Source organism: Bartonella sp. AA9NXGY, from assembly GCF_042196845.1.
Lineage (GTDB): Bacteria > Pseudomonadota > Alphaproteobacteria > Rhizobiales > Rhizobiaceae > Bartonella.
On sequence record NZ_JBHIRB010000002.1, the window covers coordinates 192,678 to 214,348 of the forward strand.

19 protein-coding genes are annotated in these 21,671 nt (G+C 38.7%); 13 read left to right on the forward strand and 6 right to left on the reverse strand.

The features are described 5' to 3' along the window. Window positions 1-322 precede the first annotated feature (322 nt). Window positions 323-862 carry a GcrA family cell cycle regulator gene (locus tag ACFIM6_RS01905; protein ID WP_375611421.1) on the reverse strand — a complete coding sequence of 180 codons (540 nt, stop codon included), beginning with the start codon at window positions 860-862 and terminating at the stop codon, window positions 323-325. 490 nt (window positions 863-1,352) lie between these two features. Here ACFIM6_RS01905 and ACFIM6_RS01910 point away from each other — a divergent pair, with 490 nt between their 5' ends. The 3 genes from ACFIM6_RS01910 to ACFIM6_RS01920 are packed head-to-tail and all read left to right on the forward strand — an operon-like array spanning window position 1,353 to window position 4,537. Continuing rightward, window positions 1,353-2,567 carry an aspartate aminotransferase family protein gene (locus ACFIM6_RS01910; RefSeq protein WP_375611468.1) on the forward strand — a complete coding sequence of 405 codons (1,215 nt, stop codon included), beginning with the start codon at window positions 1,353-1,355 and terminating at the stop codon, window positions 2,565-2,567. Then, window positions 2,564-3,499, forward strand: coding sequence for an ornithine carbamoyltransferase (gene argF / locus ACFIM6_RS01915; protein ID WP_375611422.1), 936 nt, complete (start codon window positions 2,564-2,566; stop codon window positions 3,497-3,499). Before ACFIM6_RS01910 ends, argF begins: the two co-directional genes overlap by 4 nt. Window positions 3,500-3,535: 36 nt before the next feature. Next, window positions 3,536-4,537 (forward strand): Hsp33 family molecular chaperone, encoded by a 1,002-nt coding sequence (locus ACFIM6_RS01920; RefSeq protein WP_375611423.1) that lies wholly within the window; start codon window positions 3,536-3,538, stop codon window positions 4,535-4,537. Between the two features lie 841 nt (window positions 4,538-5,378). Here ACFIM6_RS01920 and ACFIM6_RS01925 read toward each other — a convergent pair. The 5 genes from ACFIM6_RS01925 to ccmA are packed head-to-tail and all read right to left on the reverse strand — an operon-like array spanning window position 5,379 to window position 8,300. Beyond that, window positions 5,379-5,972 carry a DsbE family thiol:disulfide interchange protein gene (locus tag ACFIM6_RS01925; RefSeq protein WP_375611424.1) on the reverse strand — a complete coding sequence of 198 codons (594 nt, stop codon included), beginning with the start codon at window positions 5,970-5,972 and terminating at the stop codon, window positions 5,379-5,381. Continuing rightward, window positions 5,947-6,198: a hypothetical protein gene (locus ACFIM6_RS01930; RefSeq protein WP_375611425.1), complete on the reverse strand. Its 252-nt coding sequence runs from the start codon at window positions 6,196-6,198 to the stop codon at window positions 5,947-5,949. The genes ACFIM6_RS01925 and ACFIM6_RS01930 overlap by 26 nt, the downstream gene beginning before the upstream one ends. Further along, window positions 6,186-6,965, reverse strand: a complete 780-nt coding sequence (locus ACFIM6_RS01935; RefSeq protein ID WP_375611426.1) for a heme ABC transporter permease — start codon at window positions 6,963-6,965, stop codon at window positions 6,186-6,188. Before ACFIM6_RS01935 ends, ACFIM6_RS01930 begins: the two co-directional genes overlap by 13 nt. Before the next feature lie 46 nt (window positions 6,966-7,011). Continuing rightward, entirely contained in the window at window positions 7,012-7,677 is a 666-nt protein-coding gene (gene ccmB, locus ACFIM6_RS01940; protein WP_375611427.1) for a heme exporter protein CcmB, read from the reverse strand. A gap of 11 nt (window positions 7,678-7,688) precedes the next feature. Further along, window positions 7,689-8,300: a heme ABC exporter ATP-binding protein CcmA gene (gene ccmA, locus ACFIM6_RS01945; RefSeq protein WP_375611428.1), complete on the reverse strand. Its 612-nt coding sequence runs from the start codon at window positions 8,298-8,300 to the stop codon at window positions 7,689-7,691. 295 nt (window positions 8,301-8,595) lie between these two features. Here ccmA and acnA point away from each other — a divergent pair, with 295 nt between their 5' ends. The 10 genes from acnA to cyoD all read left to right on the forward strand — a co-directional run. Beyond that, a complete protein-coding gene (gene acnA, locus ACFIM6_RS01950) occupies window positions 8,596-11,283 on the forward strand; it encodes an aconitate hydratase AcnA (protein ID WP_375611429.1) in 2,688 nt (895 codons plus the stop codon). 237 nt (window positions 11,284-11,520) lie between these two features. Next, window positions 11,521-11,787 carry a 30S ribosomal protein S20 gene (gene rpsT / locus ACFIM6_RS01955; RefSeq protein ID WP_273790272.1) on the forward strand — a complete coding sequence of 89 codons (267 nt, stop codon included), beginning with the start codon at window positions 11,521-11,523 and terminating at the stop codon, window positions 11,785-11,787. A 701-nt stretch (window positions 11,788-12,488) separates the two neighbouring features. Continuing rightward, window positions 12,489-14,060: a chromosomal replication initiator protein DnaA gene (gene dnaA, locus ACFIM6_RS01960; RefSeq protein ID WP_375611430.1), complete on the forward strand. Its 1,572-nt coding sequence runs from the start codon at window positions 12,489-12,491 to the stop codon at window positions 14,058-14,060. A 186-nt stretch (window positions 14,061-14,246) separates the two neighbouring features. Continuing rightward, the gene (dnaN, locus tag ACFIM6_RS01965) at window positions 14,247-15,368 is read left to right on the forward strand and encodes a DNA polymerase III subunit beta (protein WP_375606188.1); all 1,122 of its coding nucleotides are present in this window, start codon (window positions 14,247-14,249) and stop codon (window positions 15,366-15,368) included. Between the two features lie 20 nt (window positions 15,369-15,388). Then, on the forward strand, window positions 15,389-16,522 hold the full coding sequence (recF, locus tag ACFIM6_RS01970; RefSeq protein WP_375611469.1) for a DNA replication/repair protein RecF: 1,134 nt from the start codon (window positions 15,389-15,391) through the stop codon (window positions 16,520-16,522). A 54-nt stretch (window positions 16,523-16,576) separates the two neighbouring features. Next, entirely contained in the window at window positions 16,577-17,029 is a 453-nt protein-coding gene (aroQ, locus tag ACFIM6_RS01975) for a type II 3-dehydroquinate dehydratase (protein ID WP_375611431.1), read from the forward strand. Between the two features lie 130 nt (window positions 17,030-17,159). Continuing rightward, window positions 17,160-18,131, forward strand: coding sequence for a ubiquinol oxidase subunit II (cyoA, locus tag ACFIM6_RS01980; protein ID WP_375611432.1), 972 nt, complete (start codon window positions 17,160-17,162; stop codon window positions 18,129-18,131). Between the two features lie 76 nt (window positions 18,132-18,207). After that, on the forward strand, window positions 18,208-20,226 hold the full coding sequence (cyoB, locus tag ACFIM6_RS01985; protein ID WP_375611433.1) for a cytochrome o ubiquinol oxidase subunit I: 2,019 nt from the start codon (window positions 18,208-18,210) through the stop codon (window positions 20,224-20,226). After that, entirely contained in the window at window positions 20,223-20,891 is a 669-nt protein-coding gene (locus ACFIM6_RS01990) for a cytochrome (ubi)quinol oxidase subunit III (RefSeq protein ID WP_375611434.1), read from the forward strand. The genes cyoB and ACFIM6_RS01990 overlap by 4 nt, the downstream gene beginning before the upstream one ends. Continuing rightward, window positions 20,891-21,671: cytochrome o ubiquinol oxidase subunit IV (gene cyoD, locus ACFIM6_RS01995; protein WP_375611435.1), on the forward strand; the 781-nt coding region annotated here is incomplete at its 3' end. The genes ACFIM6_RS01990 and cyoD, both read left to right, overlap by 1 nt.

Below are 21,671 nucleotides of genomic sequence, written 5' to 3' on the forward strand. Positions count from 1 at the left end.
AACCACAGCATTACTCTATTAAATACACGAAGCATAAAAACATGAGAAATTGAGAAACTAGCTTATTCAAAAGATGTCGCTATGGATAGTGTTAAAAGCAGTACAACTAAATTAAAGAAAATTGTGAAAATAAACAGGAATATAACTTTACAACACACAGCTGCGCAATAGCACCAAAAGATACAGTTTCGTTGAATAGTTTCATGAAGAAATTTTTTCATTCATTAAAAGCTCCATTAAATTTCTTTCTCATAATAATTCGATAATTAAAATTTAATAGCGAAGCGCAGAAGGCGTAGAATACGAGATTCAATTGAGGATATTACACTCTTATCCGACGTCTTTCAGATATTGGTTGAAATGCTAGCTTAGCATGAAAGGCACAATAGGGGCTATTTTCATCAGAATCTGCACCACAAAAATGAAAATCTGCTGATAATGGATCGCCAACCGGCCATCTACATGTATTTTCACTCAATTGTAGAAGATTAAGTTGACGTGATATAGGCACAACTACATTGGATTTTGTGGACATATCAACTTCTTTTACATCTTCCACTACAAATTCTGTCTTTAAAGCGGTTTCTTCAATACTTACAGATGATGTGTTTATTGGCGATACCGTGGATGTGTTGCGACGCACACGTGGAGATGATGGGCTGCTACTTCCCACGGGAGTTTTTTGCGCACGCGTGGTGCTTCCTTGTACTGTCTTACCACGTCCTGGTAACTTTAATCGATGTACTTTGCCGATGACTGCATTTCTGCTGACCCCACCCAATTGAGCAGCAATTTGACTTGCACTTAACCCTTCACTCCAAAGCTTTTTAAGAAGCTCAACGCGTTCACATGTCCAACCCATACCAGCACTCCATTCCGATTACGTCACTAAGATGCTCTCCCCCGTTGCATCTTCAAATGTTTAAATAATGTTTTCATTACGCTGAATGAAAGAACTTTACACTCTACGTGAGCATAAAAAAATCATCCAACCTGTGGATTTACAAATCAAAACACATCATCTTGCTTATTATATTGTAAATTACAATATGCACTCACTCTATGACAAGAGTCTTTACCTCTTAAAGAGTTTATTTAGAATGTTTTCCCCAACTTGCAAATCAATCATAGGTTAAACTTTCACTTTTGTTTAAGGCTTTTTCCCAAAATGCTTATTTGTAGAACCTTCATTGACTTTTTTTCAATTGGTGTAATGATCTATTCTATAGGTGTAATCACTAATCGTAATGAAATGTTGAAAGCACCGTAACGAAATATACCATGCTGTTTTATTTGTAGTGTTGCTTTGTATATATATATATTGAAAAGACTAAAATATAAAGGGAATTATGATGGATGCCGTCTCTATACAACCACTTTATGAATGCTTCGCAAGACGAAATTTGCATTTTGAACAAGGGCATGGTGTATGGCTTATTTCCGATAAAGGAGAACATTATCTTGATTTCACATCTGGTATTGCTGTTAACGCATTAGGGTATTCACATCCAAAATTGGTTGATACGCTCAAAATACAAGCTGAAAAACTTTGGCATATTTCTAATATTTTTCAATCTCCTGAACAGGCATCTTTTGCCACGCGGCTTTGTGCAAATAGTTTTGCGGATAAGGTTTTTTTCTGCAATTCAGGTACTGAAGCATTGGAGTGCGCATTCAAAACGGCACGCCATTATTACTATGCTGCTGGTCATTCAGAACGCATTGAAATAATTACTTTTGAAGGGGCATTTCATGGACGTACACTTGCTGCACTTGCTGCGACTGGGCATGAAAAATATCTTGAAGGCTTTGGACCTAAAGCTGGTGGATTTATTCAAGTACCTTTTTGTGATGAAGTCGCTTTGCGTAACGCTATTAATAAAAATACCGCCGCTATTCTTATTGAACCTATTCAAGGAGAAGGAGGAATACGAACGGTCCCTCATGAATATTTAAGATTTTTGCGCAAAATATGCGATGATAATGGTCTGTTATTGATTTTAGATGAAGTCCAAACGGGTATAGGACGAACAGGAAAGCTTTTTGCTTATGAATGGAGTGATATCACGCCTGATATTCTTACCCTCGCAAAAGGATTAGGAGGGGGATTTCCATTAGGTGCTTGCCTTGCAACGGATAAAGTTGCAAAAAGCATGACACTTGGGACACATGGCTCAACCTTTGGAGGAAATCTTCTTGGAATGGCTGTAGGAAATAGTGTTCTTGATGTTTTGTTAGAGCCAAGTTTTCTTAACCATGTTCAGCGTATGGGGGATAAACTAAAAAGTGGACTTTTGCACATTCTCAATATCTATCCTGATATTATCTGCGCAGTTCAGGGGATGGGGCTTATGTTGGGTATTCAGTGTATTGTACCTTCAAATCTTGTCGTTAATGCTTTGGAAAATGAATATCTCTTAAGCGTTGCAGCCAACAACAACGTTGTGCGCTTATTGCCTCCTCTTATCATTAGGGAAGAAGAAATAGATGAAAGTTTACATCGTATTGAAAAAGCAATAGCGTATCTTTCACAAGTAAACAAAGAAAGACAAATATCACACACATGACAAATGCTCTTCGTCATTTCACGGACTTATCCATTTTAACGCCAGCAATAGCACGTGCATTGATCGATTATGCAAAGATCCTTAAAGCATCTTTTAAAGCAGGAAAAGGTTCAAAACCTTTTATAGGTAAAACACTTGCGATGATTTTTGAAAAACCATCCACACGAACCCGTATTTCATTCGATATCAGTATGCGCCAGCTTGGCGGAGATACAATCATGCTCACGGGTTCAGAGATGCAACTTGGTCATAGTGAAACCATAGCTGATACGGCGCGCGTTTTATCCCGTTTTGTGGATATCGTGATATTGCGAACAACGAAACACCAACGTATGCTCGAATTGGCACAATATGCACAAATTCCTGTCATTAATGCCCTTACAGATGATACACATCCTTGCCAAATTCTAGCAGATATCTTAACCTATGAGGAGCATCGGGGGCCAATTGCTAGCAAAATATTTGCGTGGATGGGGGATGGTAATAATGTGCTTCATTCCTTAATTGAAGCTGCAGCTCTTTTTGGTTTTCATTTGCGTATTGCCACACCAAAGGGCAGTGAACCACAGGAACAATTTGTACATTGGGCACGTGAGCGGGGAGCACATCTTATGCTAACCCATGATCCCCAAAAAGCGGCTCAAGATGCTGATTGTATTATGACCGATACATGGGTCTCCATGGGACAAGAATTTCGTGCTCGCAGTCATTCTATTTTTCAGCCTTATCAAGTCAATGAATCTCTCATGAAATTAGCAAAATCTGATGCTCTTTTTATGCATTGTCTTCCTGCTCATCGTGGTGAAGAAGTGGTTGATTCTGTGATTGATGGACCGCACTCCGTTGTTTTCGATGAGGCTGAAAATCGTCTTCATGCTCAAAAAGCAATTCTTTCTTGGTGTTTACAAGATGCGTTTTTCTCTCCACAATAGCCTCCCTACAACAAATTATATAAAAAAGGCAAAGCTATGAGTGAACAAGCTAAAGATGAAGCCTCTCTCAACAACAACTTCTTGCATGAAGATGATAGTGTTATTCCCTTTCAAGTTGAAGAACTTGATATCCGTGGACGTGCCGTACAACTTGGGGAAACTTTAAATTCTATTCTTAACAGACATCAATACCCTGAACCGGTTTCTTATCTTCTAGCAGAAGCTTTACTTTTAACGGTTCTGTTTGGAACTTCTCTAAAACTTACGGGAAAATTTATTTTACAAACTCATTCCGATGGACCAGTTAATATGTTGGTGTGCGATTTTTTGCCTCCTTCAAGTTTACGTGGATACGCTCGTTTTGATAAAGAACAGCTTAAACAAGCCATAGACAATGGTCAAACCTCTTCAGAAACACTTTTAGGAAAAGGCACTTTAGCTTTCACAATTGATCAAGGTCCCCATATGCAACCCTATCAAGGGATAGTTGCATTAGATGGATCAAATTTACAAGAAGCTTCTCGTATTTATTTTGATCAATCAGAACAAATTCCTACCGATATCCGTCTGGCTGTTGCTATATTAATTAATCGTGACCAACAAGGAAAACAGCAGAAAAGCTGGCGAGCTGGAGGTATTTTGATCCAACTTTTACCCCAAGAATCGTCTCATCATAAAATAGATGCCCCTCATCAAAAGCGAGAAGAAACGAAAACTCATACCCAATTGGATAACCAATGGCAGGAAGCTAAAATACTCATGGCAACGATTGAAAGTTCAGAATTAACAGATCCCCAAGTCGGTAGTAAACAGCTCTTGTTCCGTCTTTTTCATGAACAAGGTATTAGAGTTTTTAACCCTTTTTCTCTTGTCGATCAATGTTCTTGTTCACACGAAAAAATTAAAGGAATCCTAGAAGGCTTTTCTATTGATGAACGCAATAAAATGGTTAAAAATAAATATATTTCAGTCACATGTGAATTTTGCTCAAAAACATATTGTTTTACACCGCAAGAATTTTTAGAAGAAAAAACATAATCAAATATTTTTCATAAAAAATGATGATTGCAACAAAAGCCTATTTTATTTGCGTCATAAAAGTTTACGCATAAGCTCATATGAACTTCTAGAATATTTCTTGTCTTAGAGTTTTTTTAGTGTATACGAGTGATCGTTCTGTTGAGATCGGTAATTACGTCATAGAGTGCTTAAAAAAGAGTTCTCTGTAAAATATATTTTCTCCTCTCGAAAAAGCTTCTTTTGTACTTTTTACATCTCAAAAGTTTATTTCTTACAATGAATTCTTTTATAATTTTCATTGATAAATTGAGTATGTACTCATAACTTATCTTCTCTGTTAAATGAGACTTTTTGATTGTAGTCATATTTTCTTACTCGAATTTATCTTATTAAGACTCAATAAAGCTTATTAGTTATAATCATAAGGGAAATTATCGAGAGAATAAGAATGTATAGATTCAATATAGACTTTATGGAGTCTATTACGAACAGATAAGTGTAATGGGAATAAATATAACAATGACGCTGCAAAAGAGCAGATTTATTATTTTATAAAGATGAGAATAGTGGTGAAGTCCCCTCATAACAATGTGTATTTCAGATAAAAAAGCGGAGAAAAAATACTATATGATTTTGAAAACAATAGTTGGTTGCTGTCACTAAGCTAACGATGGTTCTATAGCAATATTGTTTTGTCCAAATAATCAAAAATAAAGCTCCCAAACAGATATTTCTTTACACATGTTTTTGAATCAACAATGGTAATGCTCTTGTAAAATTTTTCTAAGAAGAATGATGGTCCGTATAAATAAAATAGCATACATAGCATGATAAAACGTTATGTTTTTACAAACCTGCATTATTTTTCTTCTGTCATAATCGCTTGTTCAATTTTTGGTAGAATTTTTTTTTGATAAATTTGCCATGTTAAGGGACCAACATGTTTGGCAATAATGATGCTCTCTTTATTCAAGAGAAAGGTTTCTGGAGGTCCATATATTCCCCAATCAATGGCTGTATATCCTGAAACATCAAAGCCAATAAATTTAAAAGGATTACCAAAACTGTTTAAAAAGCGCAGGGCGTTTGTTTTATTGTCTTTGTAATTAATACCAATCAGATCAAAACGTTTATCTTGTGCAATTTGCATAAGAATAGGATGCTCTTCGCGACAGGGCAAACACCAAGAACCCCAAAAATTGACCAATGTGACACGTCCTTTAAACTGTTTTGAATTGAGATAACTTTCTTTATCAAGAAGAGGAAGATAAATATTGGGAGCAGGTTTTTCAGCTAATGCGTTTGGGAGAAGAGAAGAATCTTGAAGGTGTTTTTTATCCATAAAGTTGAAAAAAAACATCATGAGAAGAAGAAAAAGCACAAATGGTCCAAAAAAAACAAGCAGAACAGGCAAAGATATATTTTTTTTAAGTTTTGGAGGGATGTTTTTCATTATACTTTTCTTTTTGTGACAGCTCTTTTTTGTTTAGCTGTTGGAGAATTTTTTTTTGGTAGAGGGCTGTGCAAAGAATATATCCAATAAGACATAAGAGGGATATTGCAGAAAGCACATAGCTTAAAACAACAATTTGCTCGTGTTTAAGGGTGCTCAGGAAAAAATCAATTTTCTGAGATAGATTTCCTAAAAGTCCGCCGTGGATGCCATTTAGGTCGAGCATGATGAAGCGTCCTGTTGTTGTGCACGACGGGATTTTTTAATCTGAAGTATTCGGATATAATGACGATTGATTTCATTTCGCATAGCCATCAAATAAAGAGCAATAAACATAAAGATGAAACAAAAGAGCATTGTTATAAGGGGCCATAACATAGCATTGTCGATTGTTGATCCTCCAGCACGTAACAATGATGCTGGTTGATGCAATGTATTCCACCAATTAACGGAAAATTTAATAACAGGGATATTAACAAATCCAACAAGTGTAAGAATTGCAGTAGCACGAGCGGCTTTTACTTGGTTGTCAAAAGCACGCCCAAGCAGGATAATGGAGAGATAGATAAAAAGCAGAATTAAAACTGATGTTAATCGTGCATCCCAGACCCACCATGTTCCCCATGTAGGTCGCCCCCAAAGCGCTCCTGTCATGAGAGCCAAGGCGGTAAAAATTGCCCCAATAGGCGCTCCACATTTAAGTGCTACATCAGCAAGATGATATTTCCAAATCAGATTTCCTAAAGCCGCTGCACTCATCGTTACATAGCAGAATGTAGACAACCACGCAAAGGGTACATGAAGGTACATAATCTTAACAGTAATGCCTTGTTGATAGTCATCAGGGGAATGCATCACTAGAATAAGCCCTAAGATAAGGAAACACAATGTTATGCCGGCCAACCAAGGTAAGACGACTCTGCTTATTTTCATGAAAAGGGTGAAACTTGCAGGGAGTAACCTGATTTTATATGTACGAGATAGTTTATTCATAAAATTCATAATAGGCAGAGTTTTGCTATGCGGCAATCATCTTTTATTATTCTGATAAAAGTTTAAGCGTTATCGCAGCAACAAAAGAGCTAAAGAGACTCAAAAGAAGTGAAAAAGCGCTGAGAAGAGCTAGAGAAGTGAGAAAAGAGGTATTTGGGTTTATTGGGGCTGTAGCAGCGGAAACACCAAAAATCATAATTGGAATGATCCACGGCAAGATAATGATAAAAATAAGCAAAGTACTGTGCAACAATGAGGTTGCGAGTGCAGCGCCTATAGCACCAATAAAAATAATAGCTGGTGTTCCGCATAAAAGGGTAAGTATTGTTGTAAAAGTTATTACTACATCTAAATGGAGCATGAGGGCTAAAATAGGTGTGGCAAAAATAAGAGGAAGCATTGTTCCTACCCAATGGGCAAGACATTTTGTAAAGACAATTAGTGTAAAACTTTGTCTTTTTCCTGAAAGGATAAATTGGTCGAGATTACCATCATCGCGATCGATTTGGAAAAGTTTGTTCAGATTGAGGAGTCCTGCAAGAAGGGCTCCAAACCACAATATACCTGGTCCTATTTGTGCAAGAGTTTTGGGATCTGGTCCAATGGCAAAGGGGGTTATGACAACAACAGCGATAAAAAACAATAATCCTGTTAGTGAAGTGGCTTGTAGCGCTAATAATAGTTTAAGATCACGCCAGAACAGTGCTTTCATTTTATTCTCTCCTAGAGAGGTAAAAATTTTTCCAGAGCGATTTTATGGTTTTCTGGAATGCCTATGGAATTATGAGTTGCAGCGATAATCATACCACCTTGATTGAGATGACGCTGGAAAATACGAGCGAGGAGTTTTTGAGCATGGTTATCAAGCCCAGATATTGGTTCATCTAAAATCCAAAGAGGACGATAGGAGAGCAAAAGGCGAGCAATAGCTACGCGTCTTTGTTGTCCAGTTGACAGAGCGTTAAAGGGTAAATGTTCAAGGTTAGAAAGACCAATATCGGCAAGAGCTTCATGCGCAAAACGTAAATGTTGACCGTAAAAATCTGCCCAAAATTGCAAATTATCAATGACAGATAAGAGAGGTTTCATAGCATTTTGAGGACCAAGATAATGACAAGCAGTTGCAACAGGGTATATTTGATCATGGTCTTTAAGTATTATATGACCTTCAGCAGCCTCAAGAAGACCGACAATGATTCGGAGTAATGTAGACTTTCCGATACCATTAGGACCGGTGATTGTCATAAGTTGCTGTGAAAATAAACAAAAAGAAAGACCTTGAAACAGAATTTCCTCGTTTCTGTAAGCGGCTAAATCTTTGCCTGATAACACCATGTGATTGCCTATTTTGTTTTTATTTTCATATTCTTTATTGCATTATAGAATAAAAAACACATTTTTTATGCAATTGTACCTAGAATAGTTCTAGAAATAGTTCTATAAGGGATACCTTACATCAATATCTGGTGTAAAATGGTTTCTGGCGCTGATTTCCGCATTATGCCTAGAGGGTGGAGGGGGAAATGGATGGCGGAGGTAATTGCGTCTGCGCTCAAGCTGCGACCTTGACTCGTAGTTTGTGTTGTTCATTCCTGGAAATTGGGTGGTTATAGTATGAGGGTGGACAGTCATGACTCAAATTGATAGCTTTAATTGTCGTAGAGTATTAAATGTTGGTGGCAAAGAATATACTTATTATAGCTTGATTGAAGCGGAGAAGAACGGACTTGAAGGTGTTTCTCGTTTACCGTTTTCGATGAAAGTTATTCTCGAAAATTTATTGCGATTCGAAGATGGTCGCACAGTTAAAAAAGAGGATATCTTCAACGTTGCTAAGTGGTTAAACGACAAAGGGAGCGCTGGGGCAGAAATTGCTTACCGTCCTGCACGTGTTCTTATGCAGGATTTTACAGGTGTTCCAGCAGTTGTTGATCTTTCTGCAATGCGTGATGCTATGGTTAAACTTGGCGGTAACGCTGAAAAAATTAATCCTCTCATTCCCGTTGATCTCATCATTGATCACTCAGTTATTGTTGATGCTTTTGGCAATTCCATGGCTTTTAAGGAAAACGTTGAGCATGAATATGAACGCAATGGTGAACGCTATCGTTTCCTTAAATGGGGGCAACAAGCCTTTCAAAATTTTCGCGTTGTTCCTCCAGGAACAGGGATTTGTCATCAGGTTAACTTAGAATATTTAGCACAATGTGTATGGATGAAGAATGAAGAGGGCTGTGAGACGATTTATCCTGACACCTGTGTGGGAACTGATTCGCATACGACTATGGTAAATGGTTTAGGGGTTTTAGGTTGGGGTGTTGGTGGTATTGAAGCAGAAGCAGCAATGTTAGGCCAACCTGTTTCTATGTTGTTACCTGAAGTGATTGGTTTTCGTCTAACAGGTAAACTTAAGGAAGGTGTAACAGCCACCGATCTCGTATTAACGGTGACCCAAATGCTACGTCGGAAGGGTGTTGTCGGTAAATTTGTTGAGTTTTTTGGTCCTGGTTTGGAGCATATGACGCTTGCTGATCGGGCAACGATTGGAAATATGGCACCTGAATATGGAGCAACGTGTGGTTTTTTCCCAATTGATAAGGAGACAGTGCGTTATCTCAATATGACAGGGCGTGATGAAAGTCGGATTGCCTTAGTGGAGGCTTACACCAAAGCACAAGGGATGTGGCATGATGAAATGGTGGCTCATCCCATTTTTAGTGATACAATTGAATTAGATATGGGAACCGTTGTCCCTTCTATGGCTGGTCCTAAACGTCCTGAAGGACGTATTGCATTGGAAAATGTTGGGCAGGGTTTTGAGAAGGCATTGGTCGAAGACTATAAGAAGACTTCTGGACAAGATAAGCGTTATCAGGTTGAGGGTGAAGAATATACGCTTGGTCACGGTGATGTGGTGATCGCTGCGATTACGTCGTGTACGAATACATCGAATCCAAGTGTTCTTATTGCAGCGGGCCTTTTGGCACGAAATGCTGTGGCAAAGGGTCTCAAGAGCAAACCATGGGTAAAAACTTCTCTTGCACCTGGTTCACAAGTCGTTGAAGCTTACCTTCAAAATTCGGGTCTGCAAAAAGATTTAGATGCATTAGGATTTAACTTAGTAGGATTTGGGTGCACAACATGTATTGGGAATTCTGGTCCTTTGCATCCAGCTATTTCCAAAACGATTAATGACAATGGTATAATTGCATCTGCAGTTCTTTCAGGAAATCGTAATTTTGAAGGGCGTGTTTCCCCTGATGTGCAAGCGAATTATTTAGCGTCACCACCGTTAGTTGTTGCACATGCGCTCATCGGGACGGTGTGTAAAGATTTAACTAAGGAGCCTCTTGGTGAAGATACAAATGGCCACCCCATTTATTTGAGAGATATTTGGCCAACTTCTCAAGAAATACAGGAATTTATCGAAAAAAATGTCACGCGTAAGGTTTTTGCCGAAAAGTATGCAGATGTTTTTAAGGGAGATGAAAATTGGCAAAAAGTTCAGATTCCTACGGGTTCTACCTATTCTTGGGATGAGCAATCCACCTATGTACGCAATCCACCTTATTTCGATGATATGCAGAAAACACCTGATATCTTACCAGATATTAGAGATGCACGGATTTTAGGTTTATTTGGTGATAAAATCACAACGGATCATATTTCTCCTGCTGGTTCTATTAAAGCAGCTTCTCCTGCCGGAAAATATTTAATGAATCATGGTGTTAAAGTGGCTGATTTTAATCAGTATGGAACGCGTCGTGGGAATCATGAAGTTATGGTACGTGGGACCTTTGCCAATATTCGCATTCGTAATTTCATGTTAGGGGAAAATGGTCGAGAAGGAGGTTATACGGTTCATTATCCGTCAGCGGTAGAACAAACCATTTACGATGCAGCAATGGCGTATAAACAAGAAGGTATTCCACTCGTTGTTTTTGCAGGTATTGAATATGGTAATGGATCATCCCGCGATTGGGCTGCCAAGGGGACCAATCTTCTTGGTGTCAAAGCAGTGATTGTGCAGTCTTTTGAAAGGATTCATCGCTCTAATCTTGTTGGTATGGGCGTTGTCCCTTTTGTCTTTGAGGAGGGGCTAAGTTGGAAATCTTTAGGCTTAAAGGGAGATGAACAGGTGACAATTGAAGGGATTCATAACTTGAAACCTCGTCAAAAGACTGTAGCGAAAATTACTTTTTCTGATGGTACGGTAAAAACTGTTCCATTATTATGCCGTGTTGATACTGAAGATGAGCTAGATTATTTGCATCATGGTGGAATTTTGCAATATGTCTTGCGTAAGTTAGCCGTTTAAATTCTTTTGTTTGTTAAGGAATATCTATTATTAAGCTATAAAGTTGCGGATCAAAGAGTTTGGCTTCGTTTTTTTATGGCTATCTTTGAAAATCTAATTGACGTTAGCTTTAGGATTGCGCTATAACCCACACGGTTATAGGCAGCTTTATAGTTTTGCTTGAGTTGGATTTATTTATATTGGTAGAGTTGTTATTGAGACTCATTTTACCAAGGTGTTGAAAGAGAGATTATATTTATGGCGAATACACCTTCTGCTCGAAAAGCGGTGCGCAAGGTTGCGGCGCGCACACAGGTTAATAAGGCCCGCCGTTCACGCGTTCGTACTTTTATACGTAAGTTTGATGACGCTTTAGCGGGTGGCGATAAGGCATCTGCAGAGATTGCTTTTAAGAATTTTGAGCCTGAAATTATGCGTGCAGTTTCTAAAGGGGTTTTTCATAAAAATGCTGCTGCGAGGAAAGTATCACGTTTAGCTAAACGTTTGAAGGCTCTCAGCGTTTAAGCTTTTCTCCTTTAATTGAGAACAAAGCCAGTATCCATGAGGATGCTGGCTTTTTGTTTATTATTTCAAAAAGTTTCTATTAAAAATAAGAATCGATAATGATTCTCCACTTGAAAAAGGAGAGAAAGTTTATAAGGGGAGGTATGGTTATCCACAAGCTTTGTGGATTTGTACAGAGTCTTTTTTGTCAAGCATTTTATTTTTTTTTTTAAATCTGAAGAGATTCTTTAATTATTGGTAAATTTAGAGAAAAAAAATGAATTGAATCAATATTTTTTTCAGTCCTCATTAATATAAGCATTTTTTTTGGGTTTTTTGATTTTATTTTGACCTCTTGCATTTTACCTCTGCTGTTTTGTATGGTTCTTATGAAGACTAAGAAGCATGAAGGGGTCACATCAGCGCATTATTCTGTATTTTGTTGAATACAAGATGTTTTGATTTAGGCTTTTCGAAATTTTTGTGTTGGAGAGGTTTTCTGACGGTTTTTTAGTTTTCTTAATGGATATGTTTACCATTTTAGAAGGGTGGGTCATATCATGAGTGCAAGTAAATCTTATTGGTCATCTTTGTTAGTAGGGTTGTGATGAGGCTATCCTAGGGGAGGGTGAGTAATCTTATTTGGGGTAGGGCGTTTTGCCTTCGCTAGATTTATTTTAGTTGTTTGGCAGGACAAAATTTTATTTTTATCAGGATGGAAGATGGTGGATAAATTGAACTCTAAAGCTAGTTCCTTTAAAAGGGTTTCGGTAAATATCCTGTCGGCAGAGAACATAATAAAGAATAGGATGACGGAAAGTGATGAGAACGTTTGTAGAAATGCTTCTATAGGGCATTCTATTGTTTCAGAGGAGGAAAGTGCGGCGGCTTTTATACGTGTTATGGCGCAATTAAAGGTGCAGGTTGGTGTTGAGGCTTATACCAGTTGGTTTGGACGTGTGAAGCTTGCTGAATATAGTCATACTCTTGTAAAGCTTTCTGTTCCTACTGCTTTTTTACGTTCATGGATTAATAATCACTATGGTTCTCTTTTGACTCATTTATGGAAACAAGAGAATTCAGCAATTCTTCGTGTTGAAGTTATTGTTCGTGGTATGGAACGCGTTTCAAGAGATGTCGTTTGTAAAAGAAGTGTTCCTCCTGTTGTGCTAGAGGAGCAGGCGACTTCATCTTTTGTTGAAAGTTGCGCAGAGCATTCAGTTAAGAATTCTCAAACGGGAGTTTTTGGATCTCCACTTGATTCTCGCTATACTTTTGAAAGTTTTGTTGAGGGGGCTTCTAATCGTGTTGCTTTAGCAGCTGCGCGTTCCATTGCAGAGGGGCATAAAAGTGCCTTACGTTTTAATCCTCTTTTTATTCACGCATCTGTTGGTTTAGGAAAAACACATTTGCTTCAAGCGATTGCTGCTTCTGCATTGAAGCGTTTAACGTCTGCGCGCGTTATTTATTTAACTGCTGAATATTTTATGTGGCGTTTTGCAACAGCTATTCGTGATAATGATGCTCTTTCTTTTAAAGAACAGCTTCGTGATATCGACCTTTTGATTATTGATGATATGCAGTTTTTGCAGGGTAAGTCGATACAACATGAGTTTTGCCATTTGCTTAATATGTTACTTGATAGTGCAAAACAGGTTGTTGTCGCTGCAGATCGTCCACCAGCAGAATTAGAATCGCTTGATCTTCGCGTTCGCTCTCGTCTTCAGGGAGGGGTAGCTCTTGAAATTGAAGCGCCAGATTATGAAATGCGTTTGCAAATGTTGCGCCAGCGGTTGAAGGTGGCACAACAAGATGATGGCATGGTATCAATTTCTGATGATATCTTGGAATATATTGCGAAAACGGTTTTAGGGTCGGGGCGTGATATTGAAGGTGCGTTTAATCAGCTCTTGTTTCGTCAATCTTTTGAGTCTGATTTATCTTTAGAGCGGATTGATGAATTATTAGGTCATTTGACACGTCCTGGTGAACCTAAGCGTATTCGGATTGAAGAAATTCAGCGTACGGTAGCACGCCATTATAATGTTTCTAAACAGGACTTGTTATCTAATCGTCGAACACGTACGGTTGTGAAGCCACGGCAAGTTGCAATGTATTTAGCAAAAGTATTAACTCCTCGCTCATTACCAGAAATTGGGCGCCGTTTTGGTGGGCGTGATCATACAACAGTTTTACACGCTGTGCGTAAAATTGAAGATTTGGTTTGTGGTGATCAGACCTTGGCTAAGGAACTTGAGTTGCTTAAGCGGTTGATTGGAGAACAGGCTGTATAGTGTTTATCGTTTCTTTCTTTGGAGAGACTTTAAAGAATTTAATGAAAAGATTTATTTTTTCTTATGCAGGAGTGACTTGCCATTTTAAGAGAGGTTTAATAAACTCTAGCATGCGATTCTCTAAAGGGATCTATTCTTTAGTTCTAAGGAATTCTTATAGTTTTTAGTAAATCATACGGGGCTTTTATGCGTATTACAGTTGATCGCAGTCAATTTCTCAAGTCTCTTGGTCGGGTTCACCGTGTGGTAGAGCGCCGTAATACTGTTCCTATTTTATCGAATGTGTTGATTGATGCAGAAAATGGCCGTGTACAGTTAAAAGCAACAGACCTTGATTTAGAGGTTATGGAATCTTTTGCAGTTAATGTTAAACAAGCTGGAGCAACAACTGTTCCGGCACATTTGCTCTATGATATCATTCGAAAACTTCCTGATAGCAATGAAGTTGTATTATCCCTCGATGAGAATCAAGCAGGTACAATGTCCGTTGTTTCGGGTTGTGCACATTTTCAGCTTCAATGTCTTCCGAAGGCAGACTTTCCAGAGTCGCTTCCTGGGCAATTTGGTTATCGTTTTTCTTTATCGGCATCAGGCTTAAAACATTTACTTGATTGTACACAATTTGCCATTTCTACTGAAGAAACCCGTTATTATCTTAATGGTATTTATTTCCATATTATTAATGATGGTGTTTTGAAATTGCGTTTGGTTGCAACTGATGGTCATCGTTTGGCACAAGTTGAGATGGAAGCTCCTTCGGGAGTTGAGGGAATGCCTGGTGTTATTGTTCCCCGTAAAGCTGTAGGAGAATTGCAAAAACTTCTTTCAGAAGAAAATGATAGCGATGTATGTATAGAGCTTTCGGAGACAAAAATTCGTTTTTCTATAGGCTCTGTGATTTTTACATCAAAATTAATTGATGGAACATTTCCAGATTATCAACGTGTTATCCCTCTTGGAAATGATAAAGAATTAATTGTTAATAGGCAGGACTTTTCTTCTGCAGTTGATCGTGTTTCAACGATTTCAAGTGATCGGGGGCGTGCAGTTAAATTAACGATTGAGCATGGACAGTTAAGGCTTGTTGTTAATAGCCCAGATTCGGGCAGTGCAGAAGATCAATTATCAGTAACTTATGCATCTGAACCGCTTGAGATAGGATTTAATTCACGTTATCTTTTGGATATTGCTGGGCAGCTTTCAAGTGATGAGATGGTTTTTATGTTGGCTGAGGCTGGAGCACCAGCTCTGATTCGTGATAATGATGATGCGGATGTGCTCTATGTACTGATGCCTATTCGCGTTTAGGGGCCGTTGTTTTGCAATGCATGGCCAGTCATGTGCACAAAGTGGCAGTGAGGCAGCTGAAGCTTTTACGTTATCGCAATTATTCTTTTTTCAATATTCATTTTTCTGGTCAGCATGTGGTTTTTACTGGCCATAATGGTGCTGGTAAGACGAATCTTTTAGAGGCGTTATCTTTTCTTTCTCCTGGTCGTGGTTTGCGGCGTGCTGTTTATTCTGACGTTAGTTTTGTAGATGGTGGTGGTGGAGGATTTGTTGTATTTGCGCGTCTTGAATGCGCTCTTTATGGTGAAGTAAAGATTGGTACAGCTTTTGAGGTTAGCGATAACAGTCGAAAGGTCCATATTAATGGTGTGAATGAGTCGAGTGATTGCCTAACAGATTATTGTCATATTAGTGTCCTAACACCGTCTATGGATGGTCTTTTTACAGGTCCTTCACTTGAGCGCCGTAGTTTTTTGGACCGTATGGTTTTGGCGATTGATCCCTTGCATAGGCGCCGCATAGCCGATTATGATAGAGCTATGCGCGCACGTAATCGTTTGTTTTTAGATGGAAATGAAGATTGTGCTTGGTTTGATGCTTTAGAAAAGCAAATGGCAGAATTGGCGACAGCTATTTCTGCGGCGCGTGTTGATGTTATTCGTCTTTTAAATGACATGTTTACACAAATGCCCTCACAGATACCTTTTCCACGAGCTTTTTTGCAAATTGATGGTTTTTTAGAAACAGCTCTTAGTGAAATATCAGCAACTGAAGTTGAAGAACAATTTTGTGATCGATTGCGGCATAATCGCGCAATGGATCGTGCTGCTGGTCGGACGTTAGAAGGACCACATCGTGCAGATTTGCAGGTTTTTTATGCTGATAAAAATAGAGCAGCAACATCTTGTTCAACAGGTGAACAAAAAGCGCTGCTAACAGGTTTAGTTTTGTGTCATGCACGTCTAACAGGTATGATGTCGGAAAGATCTCCTATTCTTCTTCTTGATGAAATGGCTGCCCATCTTGATTCGCATCGACGTGCTGCTCTATTTGATATTCTTGATGATTTAGCTGTACAAACATTTATGACAGGAACAGATCGTCTTTTATTTGATGACTTAAAAGGACGCGCAGAATTCTTTGAGATTAAGGATGGAGCTTTATTGCCGTAAAAACATGCTAAATATTTTTTTAATAAGTGATAGGTCTGAAAGAAAAGGCTTGCTATGTCAGAGATAATAACGATTTTAAATGGTCCTAATTTAAATTTTCTAGGTCAACGTGAGCCAGAAATTTATGGAACTGAAACTCTAGAAGATATTGAAAAAAGATGCAGAGAATGGGCAAAAAAAAATGATATTATAATAAATTTTTATCAAAGTAACTATGAAGGGCAATTAGTGGCATGGATACAAGAAGCAATAGAGGCAAGTTCTGGATTGATCATTAACCCAGCGGCTTACAGTCATACATCTGTTGCACTTCTTGATGCCCTAAAAATGTTTTCAGGGCCGAAAGTAGAAGTTCATTTATCTCATATTTATCAGCGTGAAGCTTTTCGTCACCATTCTTATACATCTGCAGGTGTAGACGCTATTATAACTGGGTGTGGAGGTGATGGATATCGGTTTGCACTTGAGTATATTGCAAAACAATTAAGCAAAACAATTAAATTGTGATAGGTAAAGAGTAAGCGTTTAATAAGAGTAATATAGGCATTTTATTCTCTTGATAATTATTTTCAAATCTGTACAATGTGAGGTATATATTTATGACAGTTTTTAGTGCGTATGACGGGGGTAAATAGAGATGAAAAGCTTTGTTAGACAATTAGAAATGCTTGTGATTTTAGGGGGAGCACTGCTTTTGTCTGGTTGTAAAATTGATGTTATGCAGCCATCAGGTTATGTTGCACGTCAACAGCTCATTTTGATCGTTGTTTGTGTGGTGGTGATGCTTTGTATTGTTATCCCAGTTATGGTGAGTGTGGTATTTTTAGCTATAAAATATCGTGCATCGAATATGAAAGCGGACTATTCTCCTGATTGGGCACATTCAAATAAAATTGAAGCATTGATGTGGGGTATTCCAGTTGTAATTGTAATGGTTTTAGGTTCATTAACAGCTTATTATACCTATAAGCTTGAACCTACAAATCCTCTTCCAGTGGAAGTTGTAGGTGAAGGAAAGCCATTACAGATTGATGCTGTTGCTCTTGATTGGAAATGGCTTTTTATTTATCCTGAATACGGTGTTGCATCGATTAATGAGATTTATGCGCCTGAAGGACGTCAAGTTTTATTGCAATTGACGTCAGAGAATTCTGTCAATGCTTTTTGGGTTCCCAAATTGGGTACAGTTCTTTACGCTATGCCGCAGATGAATGCTAAGTTGCATTTGGTCGCTGAAGAGCAAGGAGTATTCAAAGGAGCCTCAGCAAATTATAGTGGTGATGGTTTTTCGGGTATGCGGTTTAAGTGGCATTCTGTGTCTTTGCAGGATTTTGAGGATTGGATTGTAAAAGCTCGGGCTAATGGTCGAGTACTTGATCGTTCATCTTATCGTCAACTTTCTATTGCGCCTCGTATGGGTGATATTGCTGCGAAGGAAAAAGATGCTGAAGTTCGTTATTTTGCACCTGTTGAGAAGCGGCTTTACTATCGTGTTGTGAATCGATGTGTCGATGAAAAGACGGTATGTAATGAAGATTTAATGAAACGTGCTGCTGCTCAGACGCTATGGGGTGCACTATGTTCAGTATTTGATCCTGATGTTATTTAACAGAGTCAATAAAGTAAAGAGCCCTTTTAACAAAGGTTTCTTTTAAACTTGAATTTCATTTGAAATGGGTTGAGAAATGTTTGGAAGACTTACAGATCCTACGGCAGGTGCTTTTCATGCGCTTGCACATGAACCGATCGTTTTGTATACATGTATTGCGATTGTTTTGGTTGGTTTAATTGCTGTTATTGCTCTAACAGTACTTGGGTGGTGGGGGATTCTATGGCGAAATTGGATTACAACGGTTGACCATAAACGCATAGGTATTATGTACATCGTTCTTGGAATTATTATGCTTGTTCGCGGTTTTGCGGACGCACTTATGATGCGAACGCATCAAGCTTTAGCTCTTGGGAGTGAAACAGCAGGTTATTTGCCCCCTGAGCATTTTGATCAAATTTTTTCGGCGCATGGTACGATCATGATTTTTTTCATGGCCACGCCTATTTTATTTGGTCTTTTTAATTATCTTATACCACTTCAAATTGGTGCACGTGATGTTGCTTTTCCCTTTGCAAATAATCTAGGTTTTTGGATTACGGCTGCAGGGGCGATATTGATTAACATATCCCTAGGTGTTGGGAATTTTGGTCGTGGTGGTTGGTTGATGTATCCACCTTTTACAGAATTGCAAACGAGTCCAGATACAGGGGTAGATTATTATTTATGGTCACTTCAGCTTTCTGGTATTGCAACAACAATGGGATCAGTGAATTTTATTGCAACGATGATTAAAATGCGTGCTCCTGGAATGACAATGATGAGAATGCCTATTTTTTGTTGGAGTGCTTTTGTCAGCAATGTTCTTATTGTAGTCATTTATCCTGTTTTGGCTGTAGCATTTGCACTCTTGGCATGTGATCGTTATTTGAACATGAATTTCTTTACCAATGTTGGTGGCGGAAATCCGATGGTATGGATTAACTATGTTTGGGTTTTTGGTCATCCTGAGGTTTATGTTTTGGTTGTTCCTGCTTTTGGAATTGTTTCTGAAGTTGTATCAACTTTTTCTTCAAAACGCCTCTTTGGTTATACTTCAATGATATGGGCCATGTTGGTTATTTTGATTCTTTCGCTTCTTGTTTGGGGCCATCATTTCTTCACAATGGGTGGGGGTGAAGCTGTAAATACCTTCTTTAGTATTGCTACGATGATTATTGCAGTTCCAACCGGTGTAAAAGTTTTTAATTGGCTGCTTACGATGTATAGAGGTCGGATTCGCTTTGAGCCTCCTATGCTTTGGTGCATGGGTATGATCTTTACATTTGTTGGTGGTGGATTAACAGGTGTTTTATTATCTATTGTTCCTGCTGATTGGCAGTTTCATAATTCGCTCTTTTTGATAGCACATTTCCATCATACAATTATTGGAGGTGTGGTTTTTGCGTACTTAGCAGGGATTGCATTTTGGTTTCCAAAAGTTTTTGGTTATAAACCAAATCGCATACTAGGTATTACATCTTTTTGGTGTTGGTTTATTGGTTTTTACCTTGCCTTTTTCCCCGTTTATGCGCTTGGTTTAATGGGGGCGACGCGTCGTTTGCAGCATTACATGGAACCTAGTTGGCAGCCGATGTTTATTATTGCTGCATTGGGTGCTTGTATTATCTTACTTGGTATCCTTTGTTTTGTGCTACAGGTTGTTTTGGCGATTTGGTACGGTATTAAGCATAAAGGGCACTTACCGGTAACATTAAATGATTCTTGGGGTGATGCACGTACACTTGAATGGTTTACCTCTTCACCGCCTCCTTCTTATAATTTTGCCCTCCTTCCAAAGATACAGTCTGATGATGCTTATTGGAATATGAAGAAAAGTGGTTATCAACGGCCGACAAGTGGATTTACAAAAATTCATATGCCATCGAATACATCGGCTGGAATTATTGCTGGCTTCTTCTCATTAGTTGTTGGTTTTGCGCTTGTTTGGCATATTTGGTGGCTTGTTGCGGTTGGACTGGTTGGTTTTATTGCAACGCTTGTGTGTCATTCATTAACAGGTGATCATCATGGTTACTATATTCCAGCTGAAGAAGTGCAAAAAACTGAAGATGCCTTTACGGCTGTTCTTAAAGAACAAGGAGTGACAGTATGAGTGCTGTAACAATGAATAACGCGAGTACTATAGATGAACTTCACCACGATAGTAGCTCGGTAATGACGTTTGGTTTTTGGGTCTATATTCTTTCAGACTTAATCCTGTTTTCGACACTGTTTTCAAGTTTTGCTGTATTTTCTGCTTCTTATGGTGGTGGTAAAGCGGGCAGTGAGTTTATAGATTTAAAGTTTGTTTTGGTTGAGACTGCTTTCTTGTTGTTTTCATCCGTCACTTATGGCTTTGCAATGGTACAAGCACATAAAAATAACATCAGTGGTGTGCGTTTATGGATGGCTGTTACCTTTGTATTGGGGTGTTGCTTCATTGGTATGGAACTTTACGAATTTCATGAACTTTTGAGTGAGGTTTTTTATTTCGATCCAAATGCTTATGCGGGTATTGATCCTGCAACAGGTTTACAGCTTTTTGGACGGGAAATTCTCTCTGCTTATTGGTCAGCATTTTTTGCTTTGGTTGGCACCCATGGACTTCACGTAAGTGTTGGCCTTCTTTGGATGGTTGTGATGTTTTTTCATCTTCGTCGTAATGGCTTGGATCAGAACAATAAAACACGTTTAGCATGTCTTTCCATTTTTTGGCATTTACTTGATATTGTATGGATTGGTGTTTTCACCATGGTTTATCTATTAGGAGCGTTGTGATGAGCGTGCAAAATGAAACACATGGTCCCAGTACTGGTTCCTATTTGGTTGGTTTTATTCTGGCTGTATTTTTCACTTTGGGTTCTTTTATTCCTGTGATGTATGGAATGATGGAAAGTTGGGCAGTTAGTACAAAGGTTGCGTATCTTATTGGGATGGCGATTATTCAGATTATAGTACAAATTGTTTTCTTTTTGCACTTGAATTCTGGTCCAGACGCCAAGTGGAATTTAAGCGCGTTGTGGTTTGCTGCTATTTGCGTTTTTGTTATTATTGGGGGAACTTGGTGGGCTATTTCTCATTTGAATTATAATATGATGGGTGGTTCAGGACGTGTTATTGAACCGGAAATATCAAGTAGAGATGATTCTTCAGTGTCTGAGCAGTTATCAAACAAAGATATATCCGTAAGAAAACAGCCAGAAAAGATACAGGGCTCAGAGGTTTCGATGGAGCAAGGTGCAAGTACGCAAACTCCTGTAGATCAAGCACCTGGTTCAGAAATGCCTATGGGGCAGGGTCTAAGTACGCAAACTCCTGTAGATCAAGCACCTGGTTCAGAAATGCCTATGGGGCAGGGTCTAAGTACGCAAACTCCTGTAGATCAAGCACCTGGTTCAGAAATGCCTATGGGGCAGGGTCTAAGTACGCAAACTCCTGTAGATCAAGCACCTGGTTCAGAAATGCCTATGGGGCAGGGTCTAAGTACGCAAACTCCTGTAGATCAAGCACCTGGTTCAGAAATGCCTATGGGGCAGGGTCTAAGTACGCAAACTCCTG

Bases quoted from the DNA above. Each gene is read 5' to 3' on its own strand.
- cyoA (WP_375611432.1), top strand. From the start codon at position 17,160: ATGAAAAGCTTTGTTAGACAATTAGAAATGCTTGTGATTTTAGGGGGA.
- ccmA (WP_375611428.1), bottom strand. From the start codon at position 8,300: ATGGTGTTATCAGGCAAAGATTTAGCCGCTTACAGAAACGAGGAAATT.
- recF (WP_375611469.1), top strand. From the start codon at position 15,389: ATGGCCAGTCATGTGCACAAAGTGGCAGTGAGGCAGCTGAAGCTTTTA.
- dnaA (WP_375611430.1), top strand. From the start codon at position 12,489: ATGGTGGATAAATTGAACTCTAAAGCTAGTTCCTTTAAAAGGGTTTCG.
- ACFIM6_RS01910 (WP_375611468.1), top strand. From the start codon at position 1,353: ATGGATGCCGTCTCTATACAACCACTTTATGAATGCTTCGCAAGACGA.
- ACFIM6_RS01925 (WP_375611424.1), bottom strand. From the start codon at position 5,972: ATGAAAAACATCCCTCCAAAACTTAAAAAAAATATATCTTTGCCTGTT.
- dnaN (WP_375606188.1), top strand. From the start codon at position 14,247: ATGCGTATTACAGTTGATCGCAGTCAATTTCTCAAGTCTCTTGGTCGG.
- cyoB (WP_375611433.1), top strand. From the start codon at position 18,208: ATGTTTGGAAGACTTACAGATCCTACGGCAGGTGCTTTTCATGCGCTT.
- ccmB (WP_375611427.1), bottom strand. From the start codon at position 7,677: ATGAAAGCACTGTTCTGGCGTGATCTTAAACTATTATTAGCGCTACAA.
- ACFIM6_RS01920 (WP_375611423.1), top strand. From the start codon at position 3,536: ATGAGTGAACAAGCTAAAGATGAAGCCTCTCTCAACAACAACTTCTTG.
- ACFIM6_RS01930 (WP_375611425.1), bottom strand. From the start codon at position 6,198: ATGCTCGACCTAAATGGCATCCACGGCGGACTTTTAGGAAATCTATCT.
- aroQ (WP_375611431.1), top strand. From the start codon at position 16,577: ATGTCAGAGATAATAACGATTTTAAATGGTCCTAATTTAAATTTTCTA.
- ACFIM6_RS01935 (WP_375611426.1), bottom strand. From the start codon at position 6,965: ATGAATAAACTATCTCGTACATATAAAATCAGGTTACTCCCTGCAAGT.
- ACFIM6_RS01990 (WP_375611434.1), top strand. From the start codon at position 20,223: ATGAGTGCTGTAACAATGAATAACGCGAGTACTATAGATGAACTTCAC.
- ACFIM6_RS01905 (WP_375611421.1), bottom strand. From the start codon at position 862: ATGGGTTGGACATGTGAACGCGTTGAGCTTCTTAAAAAGCTTTGGAGT.
- argF (WP_375611422.1), top strand. From the start codon at position 2,564: ATGACAAATGCTCTTCGTCATTTCACGGACTTATCCATTTTAACGCCA.
- acnA (WP_375611429.1), top strand. From the start codon at position 8,596: ATGACTCAAATTGATAGCTTTAATTGTCGTAGAGTATTAAATGTTGGT.
- rpsT (WP_273790272.1), top strand. From the start codon at position 11,521: ATGGCGAATACACCTTCTGCTCGAAAAGCGGTGCGCAAGGTTGCGGCG.